Below are 20567 nucleotides of genomic sequence, written 5' to 3' on the forward strand. Positions count from 1 at the left end.
ACTTCAGCTTCAACTTCAAGTTCAAGACCTTGGGCTCGCCGCCCAAACGGGCCCAAAGGGTTTTAAACTGTATAGCCGGTCACATGGGTTACAGATCTGACCGGCCACATAGGTAACACATTTTCGATTAGTCTATGCGTAAAATGCAGTGTTCGGCTTTGTCATAATACGCAAGTATTAGACGGTCGAACAACACCATATACAATCCGTCATCTACCTCTTTCATCATCACATATTCACCTCGCAGAGCCTCACTTAAAAAGAGTCGAGTACCTGGATAGATATCTCCATTCTGCTGAACTTTATATAACCGGGCCTTATCTGGATAAATGACTTCTGGAACTTTCCCATCCCATTCTCTGCTGGAGGTCGTCCATTGTGAGGACGGCGTTTGACCGTTATGCACATCATGAGGCCGTTCATGATTAAATTCATGGCGGTAGTGATTGAACCAGACTTGTTGTTCTTCCAGCGTCGCGTAAATATTCCCGCAACGCAGTCCTGCCTTCAGGGAGCGATGCATTCTTTCGTGCCGGCCATTTTGCTCAGGATGACCTTTTTTTATACGTTCCGGCAGGATGCCAAGCTTTATTAACCAAACACTTAGCTGGCTGAGACCCGCAATGCCGTTACCGGCAAAAGGTGAACCATTATCGGTTCTTACTACGCTGGGCAGACCATATTCGCGAAAGGCGTTTTCAAAACATGTTTGCACAAACGGCCGCCCCTCGCCCTTGCCAGCCTCGCAGGCTAAAAGGTAGCGACTGTGGTTATCTGTCAGCGTAAATGGATAGCAATAGTGCTGGCTAAGAAGTCTAAACTTTCCTTTAAAATCAGCACTCCAAACCTGATTATTTTCGCGGATATCTGTCAGTGGCAAGACGTTACCCGGCGTGTTTTGTCGCTTTTTAAATGGGGTGACAAGACCCTCTTTTTTGAGAATATCGCCAATAGAGCTGCTTGCAGGGACGTCGAAAGGTGCGTTGTTATTGAGTAACCAGTGACGAATTTTAACCGGTCCCCAGTCTGGATGCTTGCGCCGCATCTCGACTAATCGTTGGATAACCTCGTCAGTCATGCGTTCGGGATGAGTAAGGCGGGCGCGAGAGCGATCGTTGAGAGAAAATGGGTCGTCAGGTTGAAAGCGTTGAAGCCACTTATATCCCGTTTTACGGCTGATCTTAAAATGACGACAAACAGCGGAGAATGACTCTCCGCTGTTCTGAACGGCGTGAATAAATTCGAGTCGTTGCATGGTAACAGTCTCAGTCCAGGGCATAGCGGTTCTCCTCTGCTATGCCATTTATAACTGTTACCCATGTGGCCGGTCTAAAGTGTTACCCATGTGACCGGTCTATACCAAACGAAACCCTTTGGAATCCTGCGTTTTTTTAACTGCGCGCTGCCGCTCGCAGGCTATTTTTCAGGTACTCCTGCTATTGCCGCAAAATCCCGCCGCTTTGCGGTGCCCTCCGGTCGGGTTACAACCCGCGCAAACAGACGCGCGGTTTTCCACCTCTCCCTTCGGCGTGATTTTTGAGCGCGGCCACTGGCATTTTTAAAGTCGAAACGATGTGTTTGGTTTTGGCTTTGCTTTGCTTTTATCCTCACTCTGCGAAGGGGGATGAGAAAATAATCCTGTTTACATAGCCTCTGGCCGCGCTCAAAACGACGTCGAATGAACGGTGAGAAACCGCGAGGGTGTTTTTCCGAGCGGGTCCGAACCTGAAATGAGAGAACCGCGCAGCGGCGGCGTTTGCGGCAATAGCCGGAGCCGCTGGAATATAGCCCGCGAGCGGTAGCGCGCAGTGAAAGAGCCCGGGATTCTTAAGGGGGGCGGCGATAAGCCCCCCTTAAGGCCGGTGTGGGTGGCAACCCACGGTGTTGAACTTGAAGTTGAAGTTGAACTTGACCTTAAATGGGTACCTGTTGCCCCTCAACAATATACGATATATCCTCTATGCTCACTTTCCACCCAGGAAACCCCGTTATGACCCCATCCACACCGCTTCTCGATATCCGCAGTCTTGCGATTCATACCGATTCAGGGATCCCGCTGGTAAATCCTGTCTCCTTTCAGGTGAACAGACGCGAAATAGTGGCGCTGGTGGGGGAATCAGGCTCGGGGAAAACCCTCATTTCGCTGGCGCTGATGGGGTTGTTGCCGCCCGGCGTGTTGATGAGCGGGGGCGAAATCTGGCTGGAGGATAAACGTATTGCCAGCCCGGATGTGCCTTACGATGCGCCGGTGCGCGGCAAAGAACTGGCGATGATATTTCAGGAGCCGATGACCAGCATGAATCCGGTGCTGAAAGTCGGGGAGCAGATCGCGGAAGTGCTGGTTCGCCATCAGCAGATTGGCTGGAAACAGGCGCATCGCGACGCGGTCGCTTTGCTGGATCGCGTGGGTATCGTTAACCCTGAGCAGCGGGCGAAGCAGTATATTCATCAGCTTTCCGGCGGAATGCGCCAGCGGGTGATGATCGCCAGCGCCATCAGCTCTAAACCCCGTCTGCTGATTGCCGATGAGCCCACCACCGCGCTGGACGTCACCATTCAGGCGCAAATCCTCGCATTGTTGCAGGAACTGCAACAGGAAATGGAAATGGGGATCCTGCTGATTACTCACGATTTAAGCATCGTTGCCCGCTACGCCGACCGCGCGTATGTCATGCATCAGGGAAACCTGGTCGAGCAGGGGCCGGTCGGGCAATTGCTGACCGCGCCGCAGGAACCCTATACCCGCAAACTGATTGCCGCCTCACAACCGCAGGCGCGTCCGGCAGGCGCACAGATAAGCGACGAGGCACCGCTTATCCGGTTGCACGCGCTGACCAAAAGTTATCCGCAAACCCGCTCTCTGCCTTTTGTTGCCGCTAAACGCCAGACGGTGCTGTTCCCCACCACGCTGGATATCCGCCGTGGCGAAATTCTCGGGCTTATCGGGGAATCCGGTTCCGGTAAAACGACGCTGGGGCGGGCGATTATGGGGCTGATTGACACCGACAGTGGCGATATCGAATTTGACGGCGTATCCCTGACCCTCGCCAGCCAGGCCATCCGGCAGAAAATGCGTCGCCGTGCGCAAATTATCTTTCAGGATCCCTATGCCAGCCTGAACCCGAAAATGACCATTGGTGAGCAAATCGCCGAGCCGCTGCGGGTCTATAAATTACGTCCGGCGGGGCAGATTCAGGCAAGGGTGGAGGAGTTACTCAAACTGGTCGGGCTGGAAGCGTATCACGCCAGCCGCTTGCCCGGTGCGTTTTCCGGCGGCCAGCGTCAGCGCGTGGCGATTGCCCGTGCTCTGGCGCTGGAGCCGGAGTTACTGGTCGCGGATGAAGCCGTTTCGGCACTGGATTTATCGGTTCGCGGGCAAATACTGGCGCTGCTGGACAGCCTGCGTGAACAACTGGGGCTGACCGTGTTGTTTATCAGTCATGATTTGGCTGCCGTGAAGCAGGTCTGCGATCGCGTGGTGGTGCTGTATCACGGAAAAGTGGTGGAAAGTGGCACCACAAGCGAGGTGCTTGTCGCGCCGCAACACCCGTATACCCGCCAGCTGCTGGCCGCGGCGCCGGATATTGTGCAGGCGCTGCAACTGCGTAAAGCCAGCTAGAAACCGGTCAGCATCGGCAATTCATCATGTTCAGCCCATTCATGCCAGGAGCCGACATAAATCGCCAGATGCTGATAACCCGCCAGCTGAAGCGCGACATACACCGTGGCTGCCCGTGCGCCACGGTGGCAATAAATAATGGCGGGGCGATCGGGTGAAATCCCGGCTTTTTCAGCACGCTGACGAAGCTCACCGGCTGCCAGAAACTGACCGTCCTGTATCACATCCTCCCAAAACAGCAGTGTGGCGCCCGGAATACGCCCGGCGCGATGACAGCATTCATGGGCAAACTCGCCCGAATACTCGCTTTGCCTGCGGGCATCGACAATCTGTGTGTGGTGTTGCGCTGCTGCCAGCACGTCAGCCCGCGTGGCGGTGAGGCATTTCTGCATGACGGGAGCGGGTGAAAAGTCAGGGTTTTGTGCGCTGATTTCAGCCTGCAAACCCTGTCCGGGCAGCAGCGCGCCACCGGCCTGCACCCAGGCATCCACACCGCCGTCGAGCAGTAACGCTCCCGAAATGCCGGCAAACTGCGTGAACCAGACGCCCCGTGGCGAGCGCATGCCCACCTGTTGCTCGAAAAAAACCGGAGTGACGTTGTCACCGATGTGAAGCGACTGCCACGCGCGATAAAAGGCGTGAGCCATGCTGACGATCCCTTCGTCGCTGCTGTCAGGAATAAAATAGTCGTACACGTTGAGATGGCAGGCATCAGGCAGGGTGGCCTGCTGCCATTGCGCCCGTTCACGGACATCGATCAGCGCAAATAACTCGCCCTGCGCCAGACGGGTGCGCAGTTCAGCCGCACCGATCAGCAGGGAATTATTCAGGGGCATGGGCGGACTCCGGAAAAAACGGTAACAGGGTGCCGGTATCGCGTTCAGCGGCCAGCCGCAGGACCCGCGAGGCCAGGGCGATATCGAACACGTTGAGGCCAAAAGAGGAAAAATAGACGCTGTCTCCGGCGGCAGGCCGCCAGCCGTCGAGCAGCAGGTTGCCTAAATCTGCATCCACCCGCTCCCTGCTGAATTCACCGGCGCGGTACATCTGGAACAGACTTTTGGCACTGGTTTCGCAGAAATCACCCCATAAATCCACCACCACGCGGCTGGCGCAGCGGATGGCGGCAAAACTGACTTCGTGATAGCCGACCTGGATCACCAGCCGTCCGGGGCGCATCGCCTCAGCCTCCAGCAGAGGTTCTGCGGCGCTGGTGCAGGTGATCACTGCGTCAATATCCCGGCTGAGCGCCTCCTGCAAATTTTCGACGTTGACCAGCGGCCACGGCAAAGACGCCGTATCAACCGGCAAACTGCGCTGGCGGCGATCCCACCAGCTGACTTCCAGCAAATTGCCGAACAACTCACGCAGCATATCCAGATGCGCCATCGCCTGAACGCCAGCCCCCAGCAGCAGCACGCGCTGCACGGTGCGCGGCGCGGCGTGACGCAGGGCAAGTGCGCTCACGGCCGCCGTGCGGGTGGCGGTCAGCGCACCACTTTCCACCAGCCCGAGCGGCAGACCGTTATCCGCCCGGCTGATAAGCGTGAGCGCCATTGCCTGCGGCAGATTGTCCTGTGCGTCTGGCCGGTGAGCGGTCCATTTCACGCCTGCGGCATTAAAACGTCCGCCGACCCGCGCCGGTAATGCATAGGCTTTGCCACGCTGGCCGGTGAGGCTGACATGGGTTTCCGCAGGCATTTCGGCGTCGTGGTGGCGCATCAGCGTGACAACGTCACAGACGTCATCCAGCGCCGCCTGCGCCTGCGTACCGCCGAGCGCGATGACGTCCTGCCGGCTCAGATAGCGAAAACGCTCCGTCATCTCAGTGCTCCAGCAGCGTTTGGGCAAAGGGATAGAGCGCCGGTGAACCGCCGCAGTGGACGAAAATCACCGTGGCACCGGCTTTAATTTTGCCTTGTTCCACCAGACCGATCAGGCCGTGCATGGCCTTGCCGGTGTACACCGGATCCAGCAGCAGGCCTTCTTCCTGCGCGACACGGTAAATGGCGTCAATCCCCCCGGCAGACGGCACGCCGTAGGCTGTGCCGACGTACTCATCCTCAATCCAGATATCGTCGGGAGTCCAGCGTTGCGGCCATTCGAGCAGATCGGCGCAATCCTGCGCCATGGCGGATATCCGTGTGCGGAACCATTCGGCCTTAGCACTGACGCTGATGCCGACGATGCGGGTATCAGGCCAGTATTTACGGGCACCGACGTACAATCCGGCCAGAGTGCCGCCAGAGCCGGTGGGGGCGACGATCACCTGCGGCGGTGGCTGGTTGCGCTCTTTGAGCTGAGCATCCATCTCTTCGACAGCGCGCACGTAGCCCAGTGCGCCGAGCGGCGTGGCACCGCCGAGCGGAATGATCAGGGCTTTCTCGCCACGGGCTTCTGCCGCCGCCGCGTGGGCGTTCATGGCGCCTTCAATCTGGGTGAAATAGCCCTCGGGGTCGAGGAACTCCAGCTCAGCGCCAAACAGCTTATCGAGCAACAGGTTGCCCTGATAACTCTGCGGCGCGTCGCCACGCAGTACCAGCACCGGTTTCATGCCGAACTTACGTGCCGCCGCCGCCACCATGCGGGCATGGTTGGACTGATGGCCGCCGGTGGTAATGACCACCTTGACCTGCTTGCGGTAGGCGTCAGCCATCAGATACTCCAGCTTACGGACTTTGTTGCCCCCGCCGCCAAAGCCGGTGTAATCATCACGTTTGATGTCGAGCGTGATGCCAAGCGAGGTACTGAGCGAGGCCAGACGCTCGAGAGGTGTGGGGAAAAACCCCAGTGGAACACGTTCAAAATCATCTGCTTGTTTCATCATATTTTCCTGCTGATTATTTTTTAAAACTTTCCCGGGAGTTGACGCAAAACAGCGGCGGAGATCACTCCGTCACCGTTGAAAAAGAGGTGTCGTTACTGAAGAACTGTATCCAGTCAGTGACGGATTGCTGAAACCGTGCCAGCCCGCGCAGGGTGACGAATTCATTGACGCCGTGGGCGTTGCCACCGTGGCCGAGGCCGCCAATCAAAAAGGCTTCAGACACCTGCGCAAAGGTGTAGGCGGGCGCGCAGCCGGGCGCCCAGGGCCAGATTTGCGGCGTGGCACCCTGCGCCTGATAGCTGGCGAGCAGCGCGTCCACCCCGGCACTTTCGCGCGGGAAGCGGTGGCCGGGATAGCTGTCGTCCAGCGTCAGCGTCACGCCACTGAATTCCGGGCGCGACAGGGTTTCCCTGATGCCGTTAAGCAGGCTTTCCCCATCGATGCCGGGCGGCACCCGCAGCGCAAATTCGGCGCTGGCACGGTGCGGGATCACGCCGCGCGCATCGGACGGATCGCTGCGGATTTCGGAAATGTTCAGCACCGCGCCGTTAATCAGCTGTTGCAGGCAGGCGAGCGTATCGCCGTGTACGGACAGTTTTTCGCTGCGACGAAAGCGCAGTTCGTCTTCGATGCTGAACCGTTCGGCGAGAGTGGTCAGCAGGCGGGTCGCCTGTTCGTCAGTCTGCCGTCGCGCCATCACGCCGTTGTCTTTGGCGGGCGCAATGGCATGCAGGGCGTTCACCAGATGCCAGATGGGGTTGGCGATCCAGTTGGCATTGCTGGCATGGATGGCCGCATGAGGGCCGCCCCATTTGCCCGCGTTGACTTCAATTCTGCCGCCGCTCAGCCCGCTGAAACCGAGGTAAACCCGCGGTTCGCCGCCGCCGTATTCGCACAGCGAGGGGAAAAATACCGCGTCAGCGGGCGCCACCGGGCAGGGTTTTTGTGCCAGATAGCGGCGTAAATGCCCGCTGCCCGTCTCTTCCTCACCTTCAAGGATGATCTCCAGATTGACCCGCAGGGCACCGCTATCGCGCAGGGATTTGATGGCTGTCAGCATCCCCGCCAGCGGGCCTTTGTTGTTTTCGGCTCCGCGCGCGACAAACACGGCGCCAATGCCCGGCCAGTCACTGAACCCGCCGCTGAACGGCGGGTGTTCCCAGCCTTCCGGTCCGGCGGGCATGACGTCATACATGTTGTAGAGCACCAGCGTTTTCGCGGCCTGCATGTCGATGCGCAGATGCACCAGCGGCGGCGCGTCGCCTGCCGATTGCTGGCTGACGGTGATAACCGGCGTGCCGCCCAGCTCGCGGATGATCCAGGCTTCCAGCCAGCGGGCGAGTTCACGTTGCTCATCAATTCGCCCGGCTACGCTGGCAAACGGCGTAATGGCTGACAGGACGGCCAGGGTGGGTTGCAGTTCAGCAGGGATCTCAACAGTCACAGGCGAATCCTCGGATTAAGCACGACATAAAGCAGATCGATAATCAGATTGATGCCGACAAACACCAGCGCGGCCAGTAGCACGATGGCCTGCACCAGCGGGAAATCACGGTTCTGGATCGCCTGCACCGCAAGGCGGCCAATCCCCGGCCAGGCAAAAATGATTTCCGTGACCAGCGCGCCGCCAAGCAGGGACGCAAAATACATGCCCTGAACGGTGATCACCGGGATCAGCGCATTGCGTAACCCGTGGCGCACCACGACGCGCCACTGACTCAGCCCTTTGGCGCGGGCTGTGCGGATATAATCCTGCTGTAAAACGTCTATCAGGCTGGCGCGGATCAGGCGCGCAATGGCGCTCATGTAATACGCGCCAAGGCTCAGTGCGGGCATCACCAGCTGGCTGGCGCTGCCGTAGCCGCCGGAGGGCAGCCAGCGTAAATTCAGGCTGAACACGATGATCAGCAACAAGCCGAGCCAGAACACCGGCACGGCCTGGCCGCTGAACGCCAGCAGGCGGGCGAACAGATCCCACAGCGTGTTTTGACGAAGCGCACTGAGGATCCCGAGCAGTAAACCGGCCAGCGTGCTCCAGGCCAGCGCGGTGACGGCGAGCAGTAATGTCGCCGGAACGCGCTGGGAAATCAGTTCGGTCACCGGCTGGCTGTAGCGCAGCGATTCACCCATATCGCCCTGCAGCACGCCGGTCAGGTAATGCCAGTATTGCCAGGTCAGTGACCGGTCAAAGCCCATGCTGTGACGAAAATTCTCCATCTCCTGCTGACTGGATCCGGGTGGCATCATGACGGCGGCCGGATCGCCGGTCAGATGCAGGCTGTAAAAAATCAGCAGTGACACGCCGAACATCACCAGAACGGATTGGGCGAGGCGGTGCAGGATATAGCGCAACATATCAGTCGAGCCTCGTGTGGGTTTTGCGCAGCAGACTGTCGCCGAGCAAATTGCAGCCGATCACCAGCGCGGCAATCACCAGGCCGGGATACAGCACCAGCCACTGCGCCAGCAGCATGTAAGAACGGCCTTCGCCGATCAGATTGCCAAGGGTCGGCGTCGGAGGCTGAATGCCCATGCCGAGAAAGCCAATCGACGCCTCCAGCACAATCAGCCGGGGAATATCCAGCGTCAGCAGCACGATGAGCGGCGTCATCAGATTGGGTAATACGTGGCGCAGCAAAATGCGCGGCGTGGAGAACCCCATCGCTTTCACGGATTCGATGTACTCCAGTTCGCGGATTTCCAGCGTTTTCGCCCGTGCCACGCGGGCGTAAATCGCCCAACTGGTGACGCCCATGATCACAATAATGTTGCTGAGCGTTGCGCCGAACAGCGCCATCACCAGCAGGATCAGCAGGATGAACGGCACCGCGAGCTGGATATCCATCAGGCGCATGATCACCGCGTCCAGCCAGCCCCCGACGTAACCGGCGATCATGCCGAGTGCGGAACCGATCAGCGCAGCGATCACCGCCGCCAGCATCACCACCATCAGCGAGAGGCGGGTGCCGGAGAGAATGCGGGAAAGGAGGTCGCGACCCAGCTGATCGGTGCCCAGCCAGTGTGCTCCCGCTGAGTCAGAACTGCCGGGAGGCGAGAACGCCGCCGCCAGATCGTTAATCAGCGGATCGGGCAGAGGAAGCCACGGCGCGAGCAGCGCCGGGACGATCACCAGCAGGAGCAATAGTCCGCCGAGGACGCCGTCACCGTAAAAACGGCGACGGGGTTTTCTCAGCAAAGCCTGTCGCGGTGAAATCATTTGAGCCTCAGATCAAACAGCGGGATACGGGCATCGGCGCGGCCGCTGAAGGTGAGGTTGTCGGCACTCGCGTACAACGCATCTTCTTTGTACAGCGGGATCAGCGGTTGCTGCTGTGCCACCACGTCCTGAATCTGTTGCAGGATTTTCTCACGACGGGCCGGATCGACGGTCAGGCGGCTGCTGTTGAGTAAGTCATCCAGCTCCGGTGAACTGACGGTCGAATAGGGTTCGCCGGAATGCAGAATGGGGTAAAGCGCGGCGTCGGCATCAAGCGTTTGCGTTGAACCCCACGCCAGCATGTACATCGGTGCCTGTTTTTGTGCGGCAACCTGCTGGGTGTAAACCGACCACTCCGGCACTTCCAGCTCGGCTTTCACCCCGATGGCGGCCAGATCCTGCACGATGGCCTGTGCCACGTCGGCGCTGGCAATGTAACGGCGCGGCGCCTGGAAGCGCAGGGTGAACCCTTGCGGGTAACCGGCTTCGCTCAGCAAGGATTTGGCCTTCGCGATATCCTGCGCCGGGGCGGGTATTGCCTGATAACCAAAATCTTTCGGCCCGGCCATGGTGCCGGTCGGCGTGCCAAATCCGTGCAGCAGATCGCGGGTATACGCGGTGCGGTTCAGTGCCAGTGACAGCGCCTGACGCACGCGCACGTCGTTAAGCGGTTTCTGATCGTTCTTCAGCCCGAGATAGATAGTCAGGCCGCCATTTTTTACCTGTTCGAGATGAACGCCCGGCTTGTTTTTCAGCGCTGGCACCAGGTCAGCCGGTACGCCATCCACCAGCTGAACTTCGCCTGTCAGCAGGGCGGTAATGCGCGCGGTGGCTTCCGGGATCGGGCGCCAGGTGACGGTATCGATTGCGGGCTTGCCGCGCCAGTAATCCGCGTTGGCCTGCATAACGACTTTTTCATCCGGGACAAATTCTTTCAGAATATACGCGCCGGAACCCACGGGTTTGCGGGCAAATTCAGCCGCCCCTACTTTTGTGACGTAAGCTGGCGGTACAATGTAGGTCGGGTAGCGGCTCATGCGGGTTGGCAGCAGCGGATCCGGACCGGTGGTATGAATTTTCACTTCAAGATCGCCGCTGACTTCAACGGATTTTATCGTGCGGATATACGAAATGGTCGGTGAGTGATTGGCCGGATCGAGAATGCGATCGATAGAGAATTTCACCGCCTGCGCATTGACCGGTTCGCCGTCAGAAAATGTTACACCGGGGCGAAGGGTAAACGACCAGGTGGTGTCATCGAGGGCTTTCCATGCGGTGGCCAGACCCGGCTGCAACTGCATGTTGGCATCGCGCAGCACCAGCGTGTCAAACAGGTTGTCTACCAGCGTGGCAGGCTCTTTAAGGAAACCGGGATCCATCGCGGTTGCGGACGTTGTCTGGGCAATCACCAGTTCGGAAGCGAAGGCTACCGGCGTCATGAGGCTCATCAACACAGCCAGCGAAGCCAGCTTAAAGGCAGGTATTTTCATCTACGGTCATTCCCAAAGTGAAGCCGCCAGCAAAGTTGACGGAATTAACGTGACGTCCGGCGTCACAGAAAACGTACAAGCAATGTTCAACTCCTCAATACATGATATATCCTATATAATGTATTTTTGGCAAGCTACGGATTAAACCGCAAAAGAAAAGCCATATTTTTGCTAAAGGAAAATGTCACATGTTTGAGATGGAAAAAGCGCAGCGTGTCAGTTTAACCATGCAGGTCGAAGCCAAACTGAAAGGGGCGCTGATCGTCGGCATCCTCAAGCCCGGCGCGCGTCTGGTCACGAAAGAGATTGCGGCGCAACTGGGCACCAGCGTCACGCCGGTGCGCGAGGCACTGCTGCGGCTGGTGTCTGCGGGCGCGCTGGATGCCACGCCTGCGCAGGCATTTCTGGTGCCTAAAATCGCGCTGACGCGTTATCAGGAAATCACGCTGATCCGTAAAAATCTCGAAGGTCTGGCGGTGTCTCAGGCCTGCGAGCGGGCAACGCCTGCCTGCCTGGCGCAGCTGAAAACGCTGAACGCCCAATTTATGGCGGCGAAAGTGGTGAATAACGTGGAAGAGGCGTTACAGGCTAACCGCGAGTTTCGTTTTGCGCTGTATGACATCGCCGGGATGCCGACGCTGACGGCACTGATTGAACAACTTTGGGTGCAAATCGGTCCGTGTTTTAACTATCTCTATCCGCAATCGGCGCACATGGCACAGGGCCAGCACAATTACGATCAGCTGCTGCTGGCGTTAGAGGCGGGTGACAGCAAACGCTGCGTGAAACTGATTCATAAATCCATTGATGACGGTTCTGCCATTCTGGAAAAGCACTATTTCTGAGAGGCTGGGCATAAACGGGTGGTGAGAATGAACTAAAGCCAGACAGGACGGTGATCACCTGTCTGGCTGCACCTTACGCGGTGGCAATTTCCTCTTGTGCGGCCTGCGCCGCAAACTGGTTTTCCGGCTCCGCTAACCCCAGATTTTCCCTCAGCGTCTTCCCTTCATACTCCGTGCGGTACACCCCGCGGGCCTGTAACAGCGGGATCACCTGGTCGGCAAAGACGTCAAATGCCGTCGGCGTGCCGCCGCGCACGATAAAGCCGTCAGTGGCGCCGGAGGTAAACCAGTGTTCAAGCCCGTCGGCGACATCCGCAGGCGTGCCAAGGAACGTCGGGCGTGGCGTCGCGGCTTCCAGCGCCGCCTGACGCAGCGTCAGCCCGCGGGCATGCGCATTGCGTTTGATTTCGTCGGTGGTGCTGCGAAAGCTGTTCTGGCCCAGATCGCCAATGTCCGGGAAGGGCGCGTCGGCGTCGTGCTGGCTGAAATCGTAATGCTCAAAGTAACGCCCGAGGTAATCCAGCGCGCTTTCCAGCGTCACTAACTGCGCGGTTTCCTGATACTGACGCTCAGCCTCGCTGACCGTGTCACCGATAATCACGCTGATGCCCTGGAACACGCGGATATCGTCGGCGTTGCGGCCATTTTCCACCAGCTGACGGCGGACATCCTCGCGGAATGCGCGGGCCAGTTCAGGCGTTTCCTGACGGGTATAAATCGCGTCAGCCGCTTCGGCGGCAAAGGCTTTGCCCTGTTCAGACGCGCCGGCCTGAAATACCACCGGACGGCCTTGCGGTGAGCGCCCGACGTTGAGCGGCCCCTGCACCGAGAAGTATTTTCCCTGATGATTCAGCGTGTGTAATTTTTCGGAAGCGAAGAATTCGCCGCTGGCTTTGTTACGCACGAACGCATCCTTTTCCCACGAATCCCACAGCCCTTTCACCACGCTGACGTACTCACTGGCGATGCGGTAACGTTCGTCGTGCTCCGGGTGTTTGTCACGGGAGAAGTTTTTGGCCGAGCCTTCCAGCGGGGAGGTGACGACGTTCCAGCCCGCCCGGCCACCGCTCAGATGATCGAGGCTGGCAAACTGACGTGCGACGGTGAACGGCTCGCTGTAGGACGTTGAAAGCGTCGCCACCAGACCAATTTTATCGGTGACCAGCGACAGCGCCGAAAGCAGGGTTATCGGCTCAAAACGGTTAAGAAAATGCGGGATAGATTTCTCAGTAATAAAAAGCCCGTCGGCAACAAATAAGAAATCAAATTTAGCCTGTTCGGCTTTTTGCGCTAATTGCTGGCAGAACTGAATATTAATACTGGCGTCGGCGACGGCGTCAGGGTGTCGCCACGCCGACATATTTCCCGATGCGCCCTGAATAATGGCACCCAGACGAAGGTATTTATTGTGGCTCATTGTGAATTCCTTATTGATTTAACCGGGCGGCGCTAAACCGGCGCGCGTAATTCAGTGAGTGAACGAATTTGTGGCTTATTTTCCTGTACGTCGAACGCCTGCTGATCGAGAATTTTACGCAGATACACCAGCTCGACGCCCAGCGGATTGGTCGCGATATGAAACGGCTCGTAGCCACGGCGTAAATAGAGATCTGTCAGCCACGGGTGTCTGATCGCCGTGGCCAGATACACGGCGGGGGATTTCAGCGTATCGCGTAAAAACGTTTCTTCGACGTGACGGATAATTTCGCGGCCAAAGCCCTGGCCCTTCGCCTGTTCGGCCACCGCGAACCAGTGAACAAAAGGCCAGGGGGCGAGATGATTTTTTGCCGGTGTCCACGGAAAGCGGGTGGTCAGGGTGGCGGTCAGCCCGGCATCGGTTTCCAGTACATAAGTGGTTTCACTGCGGATCACCTGCCGCACGTCTTCCACGCTGGCGCGGGTAATGGTGAAGTGAATATTGTGGTCGAGAAGCGGTGCGTAGGCCTTTTGCAGCAGGCTGTGCAGGGCTGCTGCGTCGGACTCACGGGCAAGACGAATACCTTGGCTCATGTTCAGATCCTCAGGCCAGCGCCACGCTGGACGTGGCGAGTAATTCGAGAGAACGCAGGCGCGCCTGCGTCTGTGCCAGCGGGGTGTCTATCACAAATTCCTCAATGCCGTATTTCGCCTGCAACGCCTCCAGTTGCTGATGGACCTCCTCGCCGGTGCCGTGCAGCACGGCGGATTTGCGCTCTTCAATTTCATGAGACGCGGCGTCCGACTGGCGCGCGTACAGCTCGGCCTGTTCCAGACTGCCGACATTGACGCTCTGACCGTCGCTGCCGGTCACGCGGTATCGCTGGCTGTTATCCACCAGACTGGCCGCTTTCGCCGCCGTGTCGGCCACGATCACCGGCACGGCCAGCAGGGCGCGCCTGCCGTTGCTGTCATGAGAATAGGCGGAAAGGGCGCGGGAAATATCCCGCTCGTCGGCATTCAGATGGGCGGCGAAAACGAAGTTCCAGCCCAGGCTTGCCGCCAGCCGCGCGCTTTGCTCACTGGCACCCAGCAAAAAGCGTGAGGCAGGCTGCGGCGGTTGCGGCGTCACAGACAGGCGGTCATCGCCATGCCCTCTGACCGGCACCGACAGCCAGTCATCCAGCTGGCGAAGCTGTTCGGCAAAATCGCCTTTACGGGCAGGATCGACGGCGTATTGCAACGCGTGGGTGGAAAGTGGCAATCCGCCCGGCGCTTTGCCGATACCGAGATCAACACGTCCCGGCGCCAGCGAGGCCAGCTGATTGAAATTCTCCGCCACCTTGAACGGGCTGTAGTGTTGCAGCATCACGCCACCGGAACCGACCCGCAGTTGCCGGGTATGCGCCAGGATCCAGGCGATGACAATTTCAGGCGAGGAGATCGCCAGTTTGTCCGTATTGTGATGCTCCGCCAGCCAGAACCGGTGATAGCCCCAGCGTTCGGCTTTTTGCGCCAGTTCCAGCGTGCGTCTGAGCGCACCGGCCGCATCTTCATGGTCATCCAGCGGACTTTTTTCCAGCAAACTTAAACGGTATCCCATCGCTTTCCCTTGTTTTCGAAACACGTTGTTAACAAGGATTATTGGATTCAGGGGGAAGGGATGTAAAACAACAATAGTTGCTATTTAAGTGCGGGAAATGAGATTAGAAAGCGGACAGGCGGGGAATATTTCATAAGACGCAAAAAATAACATGCCCATCATGAAATGGGCATGTTAAGAAAACCGGTTTTAACGTTTAAAAATCACTTTTTCTTATAAACGTCCGCAGTACCGTGGATCTTATTATTGGTATTGCCGGAGGTTAAAACGAAGACGTCACCGCCTTTTTTATCGGCTTTTTTCGACAGGTCTTCGATAGCGCCGGACTGAGAGGTTTTATTGGACGTCGTCACTGAACCCACTTTGGTGTATTCAGACGCCACTTTTTCAAAATCCACTTTCTTCATCAGTTCTGCGGAAAAAGCACTGGAAGAGATAAACGCCGTCAAAGCCACAGCCAGCAACACATTGTATTTTTTCATGTCAGCCTCAGATTGAGAATTGCCCAGTAATTGACGAAACCTGGCTAGCCCTACGCCTGTTTATAATAACCCTGTTAAGTAATAAACCCGTCTGTAAACAACAGGTTCACACCTCACTAAGGTGTAGATGACGTTGTGAGTAATTTCAATGCAAAACTAAAATTTTAAACGCTTCCCGATCTGTTTCAGGGAAAAGCCGTCATGGCGCGCTATTTCACATTCCGTTTCCGATCCCACAAAAATCCAGATCTCCGTAGGATTTTCATCGTTTTTTCCTGCTTCTTTCCCCGTAGTTTGATGTTACGCAAACGTTAACTGACGAGGCAAAACATGAACACTTCAACGGAACAGTATCTCACCGCGCTGGGCGCAAATCAGACGTTGTCACCGGCGCAACTCGATGAGCTGGAGACGAAAGGTTATGTGGTTATTCATGATGTTATCGATAAAGACTGGCTGGAAGATATGCGCAGTGCCTTTGATTCTCTGGTGGAAAAAGAGGGCGATAATCTGGCGGTGGAACACCATCAGGAAGCCACCGCGACGCGTATCGCTAACATGATTAACAAAGGCACCGTGTGGGAAAAAGTCTGGGCGCATCCGCTGATCCTTTCTGTCTGCCGCCATATCTTTCAGGGAGCCTTCAAGGTGTCGAGCCTGAACGGACGCGAAGCGTTGCACCACGGCGGGCATCAGCCGCTTCATGCAGACTGGAAAAAACCGCGTCCGGATTTCCCAAAAGTGCACCTGGTGAATGCCATCGTGGCGATTGACGATCTGAGTGCTGCCAACGGCGCGCCGCGTATCATTCCCGGCACGCACCATCGCCCGGAGCTGCCGGAAGAGGTGCTGGCCGACCCCGCGCTGCCGCATCCTGATGAAGTGACATTTGAAGCGCCCGCAGGCAGTGTCATGATTTACAACGCGCACGCCTGGCATGGCGGCACCAATAACACCCTCGGCACACGCCGCCGGGTGCTGCACAGTCTGTATATCGACCGTGACGATATGCAGCAGCAGGATCAGCGCAAGTGGCTGAAGCCCGAAACGGCCAGCCGTCTGACACCTGCGCAGAAATGGTTACTCGACGTGCTGTGACGTCTGACGGTGTGAAACGCCCGGCCTGCAGGTCGGGCTTTTTTTTGGCAATTTGCGCAGGGTCACAGAGTCCGCCACCGGCATAACATCGAAGTTGTTACGGGTATGTTATGGTTAAAGGAAATCCCCGGAGGCTCACATGCTGACTGACGTCATTGAAACCCTTTTCCGATCGGTGTCCGGCAGCGGCGCGCCGGTGGTGCGCTTCCCGGATAACTCCCAGCCGCCGCCCGAACTGGCCTGTGTGGTGAGCTTTCCGCGTATCGAATTTGTGGTCGAAGGTGAGGTGCATGATCGCAGTATCGCCCGCGACAAGGGTTTGCTCAGGCAGGGGGACGCCGTTTATATTCCCGGCGGGAAGTGGAATCTGACGGTATGGGACCGTCCTGCGGTGTTGCTGAGTATTCTGTTCAGCAAGGAAAAGCTGGGTTTCAGCCTGCAATTCTGGGATGGCAAGGCCTTCACCGGCACCGACAAACAGAGCGTGCCTCGTCTCGGCCCGCGCGTGGGATCCTTCCTGTTGCAGGCCATGAATGAAAGCGTTTCTCTTCCCGACGATCAGCAAACCGCCCGCTGCGTGGTGGCCGGATTGCTGAGCCATTGCCTTGAGCAGTTATCCAACCGGGCCCAGGTGCTGACCCGCAGCGGCGCACTGTTTGAGATGGTGAAAAAATACATCGACGAAAATGCTTCGCTGCCGCTGACGCGGGAAAACGTGGCCAAACGCTTCCACATCACCCCCAATTACCTGTCACATCTGTTCAGAAAATCCGGCGATATCGGCTTTAGCGAATACCTCAATCACGTGCGTCTGGAGCGGGCGAAACTGCTGCTCAAAGGCTACGAGCTGAAAATTAAAGAAGTCGCGAGTCATTGCGGATTTGTGGACAGCAATTATTTCTGCCGTGTGTTTCGCAAAAGCACTGCGCGATCCCCTTCGCAATACCGCAGCCAGTGGCTGAGCCAGCTGCCCTGATTTTTTTGCATATTGTCACGCTGCGGTATTATTGCGGGTCTATGCTACTTTTTTTAACCCGTAATGATAAGGAATGAGTGATGCACCAGCTCGTGTTGTTTTTATCTTTGTTCTGCATGGCCAGTTCGGCTTTCGCCAGCCCCGATGCGGCGACTTCTCTGGCTTCAGCGATGAATCAGCGCATGGCGGTGATGAAAGATGTGGCGGGGTATAAAGCGGCCCATCATTTACCGGTTGAGGATTTGGTCAGGGAACAGAAAGTGCTGGCCGAAGCTCAGGAAGAGGCGGGGAAAGCGGGCGTGGATGCTCAGTCGGTCGCGCCGTTTATTCAGGCGCAGATGGATGCGGCGAAAGCCATTCAGTACCGCTATCTGGCGGACTGGCTGTCGCAGCCGGAACCTGAGTGGAAATCCGCCGATCTGGCGGACGTCAGAAAACGGATTTCACAGTACGACAAACTGATCCTCGACACGCTCAGCCAGCAACTGAATGCCGGAGGATTCAGCAAGGAAGAGCGTGCGCGGATGGTCAGCCTGCTCAACGCACCGCACCTGAGTAATGCCGATAAACAGCGCCTGGCAGATTCGCTGGGAATGATTAAGCCTAAGTAAAACCCTTCACCCGGCGGGAATGGCGCACTTTTCGCTGCCATTCCCCCCGTCTCTTGTTCTACGCCTGCGCCAGCCTGCGTCTCTTCACCGGCACCGTGATCCACAGCAGGCAGGCGACGATCAGGCCAATCCCCACCCAACCCAGAGCGGGCAGCCTTTCGCCGACTATCACCACGGCAAGCACCGCCGCAACGGCGGGTTCGAGCAGAGTAATGGTGGTCGCCATACTGGCGGGAATGCGCGCCAGCCCGTAGCCGTAACAGAGATAGCCGATAAACATCGGGACCAGCGCCATGTAAATGCCGACGGCGGCGTTATTCCACGAGGCCAGCAGCGGCGCGCCGGTGGCAAAAAGTACCGGCATCAGCATTATTCCGCCGAAGCCAAAGGTCGCCCCCATGGCGGTGCGCGAAGGAATGCCGCGCTGCATCAGATGACGCGCCGCCCAGGAGTAGAGGGCGTAGGTCAGACCGGCCAGCAGCCCGAGCGCAATGCCGGTAATCACCTCTGACTGCTGCGCCGTGGAGGAGGAGTGCGCACTTTCGGCCAGACAGAGCAGCACCATGCCGGCGACGCCCGCCGCCGCGCCGGTCATCCAGCGGCGCGTCAGGCGTTGTCCGTCAAGACCATATTCAATCAGTGCAGACAGCAGCGGTGCGGAACCGATGGAAATCACTGTCCCGACCGTCACCCCCGCCAGATGCATGGAGGCATAAAACGCCAGCGGATACACCGCCACCGCCAGCGCACCGGTCAGCAACATCCGCCAGTGATGGCGCAGCGTGGCGCGGTGACGGGCAATGCCCCGCAGGGCAATCAGCGCCTGCAACATGCCGCCAACGCCCATCGCCACCGCACCGATGGCAACGGCGCTGACGCCCGGCGCAAAGGTCGCCGCCGTTCCGGTGGTTCCCCACAACAGAGCGGCGATCAGTACGCCGCCCATGCCTGACATACGTTCACCGGGATTCATGCCTGCGTCGCCTCCATCATCTCTTCTGCCATCGCCATGGCCTGCCGGACACAATCGCCGTTGCCTTCAAGCCCCGCGCGGGACATGGCCCCTTCGAGCAGGAAGGAGAAGTGACGCGCCATCCGCTGCGCTTTGAGTTCATCGCCGTCAAGCAGGGTGAGAAGGTGGGCAGTCAGAATCGATTCCACCTGTTCTTTGTGCCCGCGTACCGCCGTTCTTCCGGGGGCGCCGGCGGGTAACTCCGCGGCGGCGTTGAGTAATCCGCAACCGCGAAAGCCGCGCTCATAGGCAAATTCCGCGTGATCCTCATACGCCAGAAACACCGCCAGCACACCTTCTCTGGCGTCAGAAGTCTGTTGCAGACGGCGGCTGTAGAGCATCAGCCATTCGTCGTGGCGGATCTCTATGTACGTGGCTACCAGTTCGGCTTTGGATTCGAAATTGTTGTAGAGGCTTTTTTTGGCCACACCGGCTTTTTTAACGATGGCATCAATGCCCGTCGCGGCGATGCCATCGTTATAAAACAATACTCTGGCCGCGCCCAGCAGGCGGTCGCGGGCGCTTTCTGCGGGAGAATCGGAGACTGGCATGGCGCAATTCCTTCGGGGTGAGTAAGTGGTAGGTATACCAGTCTACCTACTGGTGACGAAAAACGAAAGGGACAAAGTGGACGGGTTAACCGTGCCTTTACTGGGGGAAAGAGACATAATCCGGTAAAAGCCGTTTGCAGACAGCGGGTTGGTTCTGTCCGGCAGAGCAATATGTCGTTAACTTTCAGAAGGAATAAAACATGCTTCATGAGTGGCTGAATGCCGTACACGTTATTGCAGGGGTGTTGTGGATTGGCGGAATGATGGGGATGGCGATGGTTTTCGCGGTCACCGGCAACGCGGCGGCGAAGGAGGCCAGCCAGGCGGCGCTGCTCGGCTATGTGCGCAAATGGAACCGCTGCGTCACCAGCCCGGCGATGCTCCTGCTGTGGATCGCCGGTGTCTGGATGATTGTCAGTTACGGCAAATTCCCGCACGCCTGGTTGCTGATCAAACTGCTGGTGGTGGTGGGGCTTTCCGCCCTTCACGGCATGCTTTCCGGTGAACTTCGCCGCCGTGCAACCGGCCAGCCGACCAAAAACTTCGCCATTTTAGGTAAGGCGTCGGCAATTATCGTGGTGGCCGTGGCAGTGATCGGGGTGTTAGCGGTGATCAGACCCTTTTAATGGCGCGGCAGTGACCGCCTAAAACGGCCTTAACCGGCAATAAAAAATCCACGCTCAGACGTGGATTTTTTATTGGCATCAATTTCGTAACAAACACTAAACATTTTCAGCTTAACCCGCTGGCGGCGCTGTGAGAAACTGGTAATGATTGCGCAAACATTCTAATTTTTGACACCCGAAAACAGTGGGCAATG

At 57.7% G+C, this 20567-nt stretch carries 20 protein-coding genes; 6 read left to right on the forward strand and 14 right to left on the reverse strand.

What is annotated here, in order from left to right; genetic code table 11:
• Positions 1-127: 127 nt before the first annotated feature.
• Entirely contained in the window at positions 128-1279 is a 1152-nt protein-coding gene (locus tag ACQZQY_RS15305) for a DDE-type integrase/transposase/recombinase (protein WP_056777117.1), read from the reverse strand.
• Positions 1280-1990: 711 nt separating this feature from the next.
• Here ACQZQY_RS15305 and ACQZQY_RS15310 point away from each other — a divergent pair.
• Entirely contained in the window at positions 1991-3619 is a 1629-nt protein-coding gene (locus ACQZQY_RS15310) for a dipeptide ABC transporter ATP-binding protein (RefSeq protein WP_431295923.1), read from the forward strand.
• Here ACQZQY_RS15310 and ACQZQY_RS15315 read toward each other — a convergent pair.
• From ACQZQY_RS15315 to ACQZQY_RS15345, 7 genes are all read right to left on the reverse strand, one after another.
• Positions 3616-4455, reverse strand: coding sequence for a sulfurtransferase (locus ACQZQY_RS15315; RefSeq protein ID WP_431295924.1), 840 nt, complete (start codon positions 4453-4455; stop codon positions 3616-3618). The genes ACQZQY_RS15310 and ACQZQY_RS15315 overlap by 4 nt on opposite strands.
• Positions 4442-5443 (reverse strand): ornithine cyclodeaminase, encoded by a 1002-nt coding sequence (locus ACQZQY_RS15320; protein WP_431295925.1) that lies wholly within the window; start codon positions 5441-5443, stop codon positions 4442-4444. Before ACQZQY_RS15320 ends, ACQZQY_RS15315 begins: the two co-directional genes overlap by 14 nt.
• A gap of 1 nt (position 5444) precedes the next feature.
• A complete protein-coding gene (locus ACQZQY_RS15325; protein WP_431297197.1) occupies positions 5445-6443 on the reverse strand; it encodes a 1-aminocyclopropane-1-carboxylate deaminase/D-cysteine desulfhydrase in 999 nt (332 codons plus the stop codon).
• A gap of 64 nt (positions 6444-6507) precedes the next feature.
• Positions 6508-7890 (reverse strand): M20/M25/M40 family metallo-hydrolase, encoded by a 1383-nt coding sequence (locus tag ACQZQY_RS15330; RefSeq protein WP_431295926.1) that lies wholly within the window; start codon positions 7888-7890, stop codon positions 6508-6510.
• Complete coding sequence (locus ACQZQY_RS15335; RefSeq protein ID WP_136375195.1) at positions 7887-8801, reverse strand: ABC transporter permease; 915 nt, start codon at positions 8799-8801, stop codon at positions 7887-7889. The genes ACQZQY_RS15330 and ACQZQY_RS15335 overlap by 4 nt, the downstream gene beginning before the upstream one ends.
• A 1-nt stretch (position 8802) precedes the next feature.
• Entirely contained in the window at positions 8803-9663 is an 861-nt protein-coding gene (locus tag ACQZQY_RS15340) for an ABC transporter permease (protein WP_431295927.1), read from the reverse strand.
• On the reverse strand, positions 9660-11153 hold the full coding sequence (locus tag ACQZQY_RS15345) for an ABC transporter substrate-binding protein (RefSeq protein WP_431295928.1): 1494 nt from the start codon (positions 11151-11153) through the stop codon (positions 9660-9662). Before ACQZQY_RS15345 ends, ACQZQY_RS15340 begins: the two co-directional genes overlap by 4 nt.
• A 188-nt stretch (positions 11154-11341) precedes the next feature.
• On the opposite strand from ACQZQY_RS15345, the gene ACQZQY_RS15350 reads away from it, so the two are divergent.
• The gene (locus ACQZQY_RS15350; RefSeq protein ID WP_390975432.1) at positions 11342-11998 is read left to right on the forward strand and encodes a GntR family transcriptional regulator; all 657 of its coding nucleotides are present in this window, start codon (positions 11342-11344) and stop codon (positions 11996-11998) included.
• Positions 11999-12071: 73 nt separating this feature from the next.
• Here ACQZQY_RS15350 and ACQZQY_RS15355 read toward each other — a convergent pair whose 3' ends face one another.
• The 4 genes from ACQZQY_RS15355 to yahO form a co-directional block, all read right to left on the reverse strand.
• On the reverse strand, positions 12072-13415 hold the full coding sequence (locus ACQZQY_RS15355; RefSeq protein ID WP_431295929.1) for an LLM class flavin-dependent oxidoreductase: 1344 nt from the start codon (positions 13413-13415) through the stop codon (positions 12072-12074).
• 32 nt (positions 13416-13447) lie between these two features.
• A complete protein-coding gene (locus ACQZQY_RS15360) occupies positions 13448-14008 on the reverse strand; it encodes a GNAT family N-acetyltransferase (protein ID WP_431295930.1) in 561 nt (186 codons plus the stop codon).
• A gap of 10 nt (positions 14009-14018) precedes the next feature.
• Complete coding sequence (locus ACQZQY_RS15365; protein ID WP_431295931.1) at positions 14019-15017, reverse strand: LLM class flavin-dependent oxidoreductase; 999 nt, start codon at positions 15015-15017, stop codon at positions 14019-14021.
• Positions 15018-15220: 203 nt separating this feature from the next.
• Entirely contained in the window at positions 15221-15499 is a 279-nt protein-coding gene (yahO, locus tag ACQZQY_RS15370) for a DUF1471 family periplasmic protein YahO (protein WP_056777315.1), read from the reverse strand.
• A 330-nt stretch (positions 15500-15829) separates the two neighbouring features.
• Between yahO and ACQZQY_RS15375 the strand changes: the two genes are divergently transcribed.
• The 3 genes from ACQZQY_RS15375 to ACQZQY_RS15385 all read left to right on the forward strand — a co-directional run bounded on the left by ACQZQY_RS15375 (position 15830) and on the right by ACQZQY_RS15385 (position 18184).
• Positions 15830-16597 (forward strand): phytanoyl-CoA dioxygenase family protein, encoded by a 768-nt coding sequence (locus ACQZQY_RS15375; RefSeq protein ID WP_431295932.1) that lies wholly within the window; start codon positions 15830-15832, stop codon positions 16595-16597.
• A gap of 139 nt (positions 16598-16736) precedes the next feature.
• Complete coding sequence (locus ACQZQY_RS15380) at positions 16737-17573, forward strand: helix-turn-helix domain-containing protein (protein ID WP_183846958.1); 837 nt, start codon at positions 16737-16739, stop codon at positions 17571-17573.
• 80 nt (positions 17574-17653) lie between these two features.
• On the forward strand, positions 17654-18184 hold the full coding sequence (locus ACQZQY_RS15385) for a chorismate mutase (protein WP_431295933.1): 531 nt from the start codon (positions 17654-17656) through the stop codon (positions 18182-18184).
• Between the two features lie 58 nt (positions 18185-18242).
• On the opposite strand, the gene ACQZQY_RS15390 is transcribed toward ACQZQY_RS15385, so the two are convergent.
• Together ACQZQY_RS15390 and ACQZQY_RS15395 are read right to left on the reverse strand one after the other, a co-directional pair.
• Entirely contained in the window at positions 18243-19157 is a 915-nt protein-coding gene (locus ACQZQY_RS15390; RefSeq protein ID WP_238485019.1) for a DMT family transporter, read from the reverse strand.
• Positions 19154-19747, reverse strand: a complete 594-nt coding sequence (locus ACQZQY_RS15395) for a TetR/AcrR family transcriptional regulator (protein WP_431295934.1) — start codon at positions 19745-19747, stop codon at positions 19154-19156. The genes ACQZQY_RS15390 and ACQZQY_RS15395 overlap by 4 nt, the downstream gene beginning before the upstream one ends.
• A 200-nt stretch (positions 19748-19947) precedes the next feature.
• Here ACQZQY_RS15395 and ACQZQY_RS15400 point away from each other — a divergent pair, with 200 nt between their 5' ends.
• Positions 19948-20373 (forward strand): CopD family protein, encoded by a 426-nt coding sequence (locus ACQZQY_RS15400; protein ID WP_414071101.1) that lies wholly within the window; start codon positions 19948-19950, stop codon positions 20371-20373.
• The last annotated feature ends 194 nt before the right edge of the window (positions 20374-20567 follow it).

This window comes from Rahnella sp. PAMC25559, assembly GCF_050632365.1.
Taxonomy (GTDB): Bacteria; Pseudomonadota; Gammaproteobacteria; order Enterobacterales; family Enterobacteriaceae; genus Rahnella; species Rahnella rivi.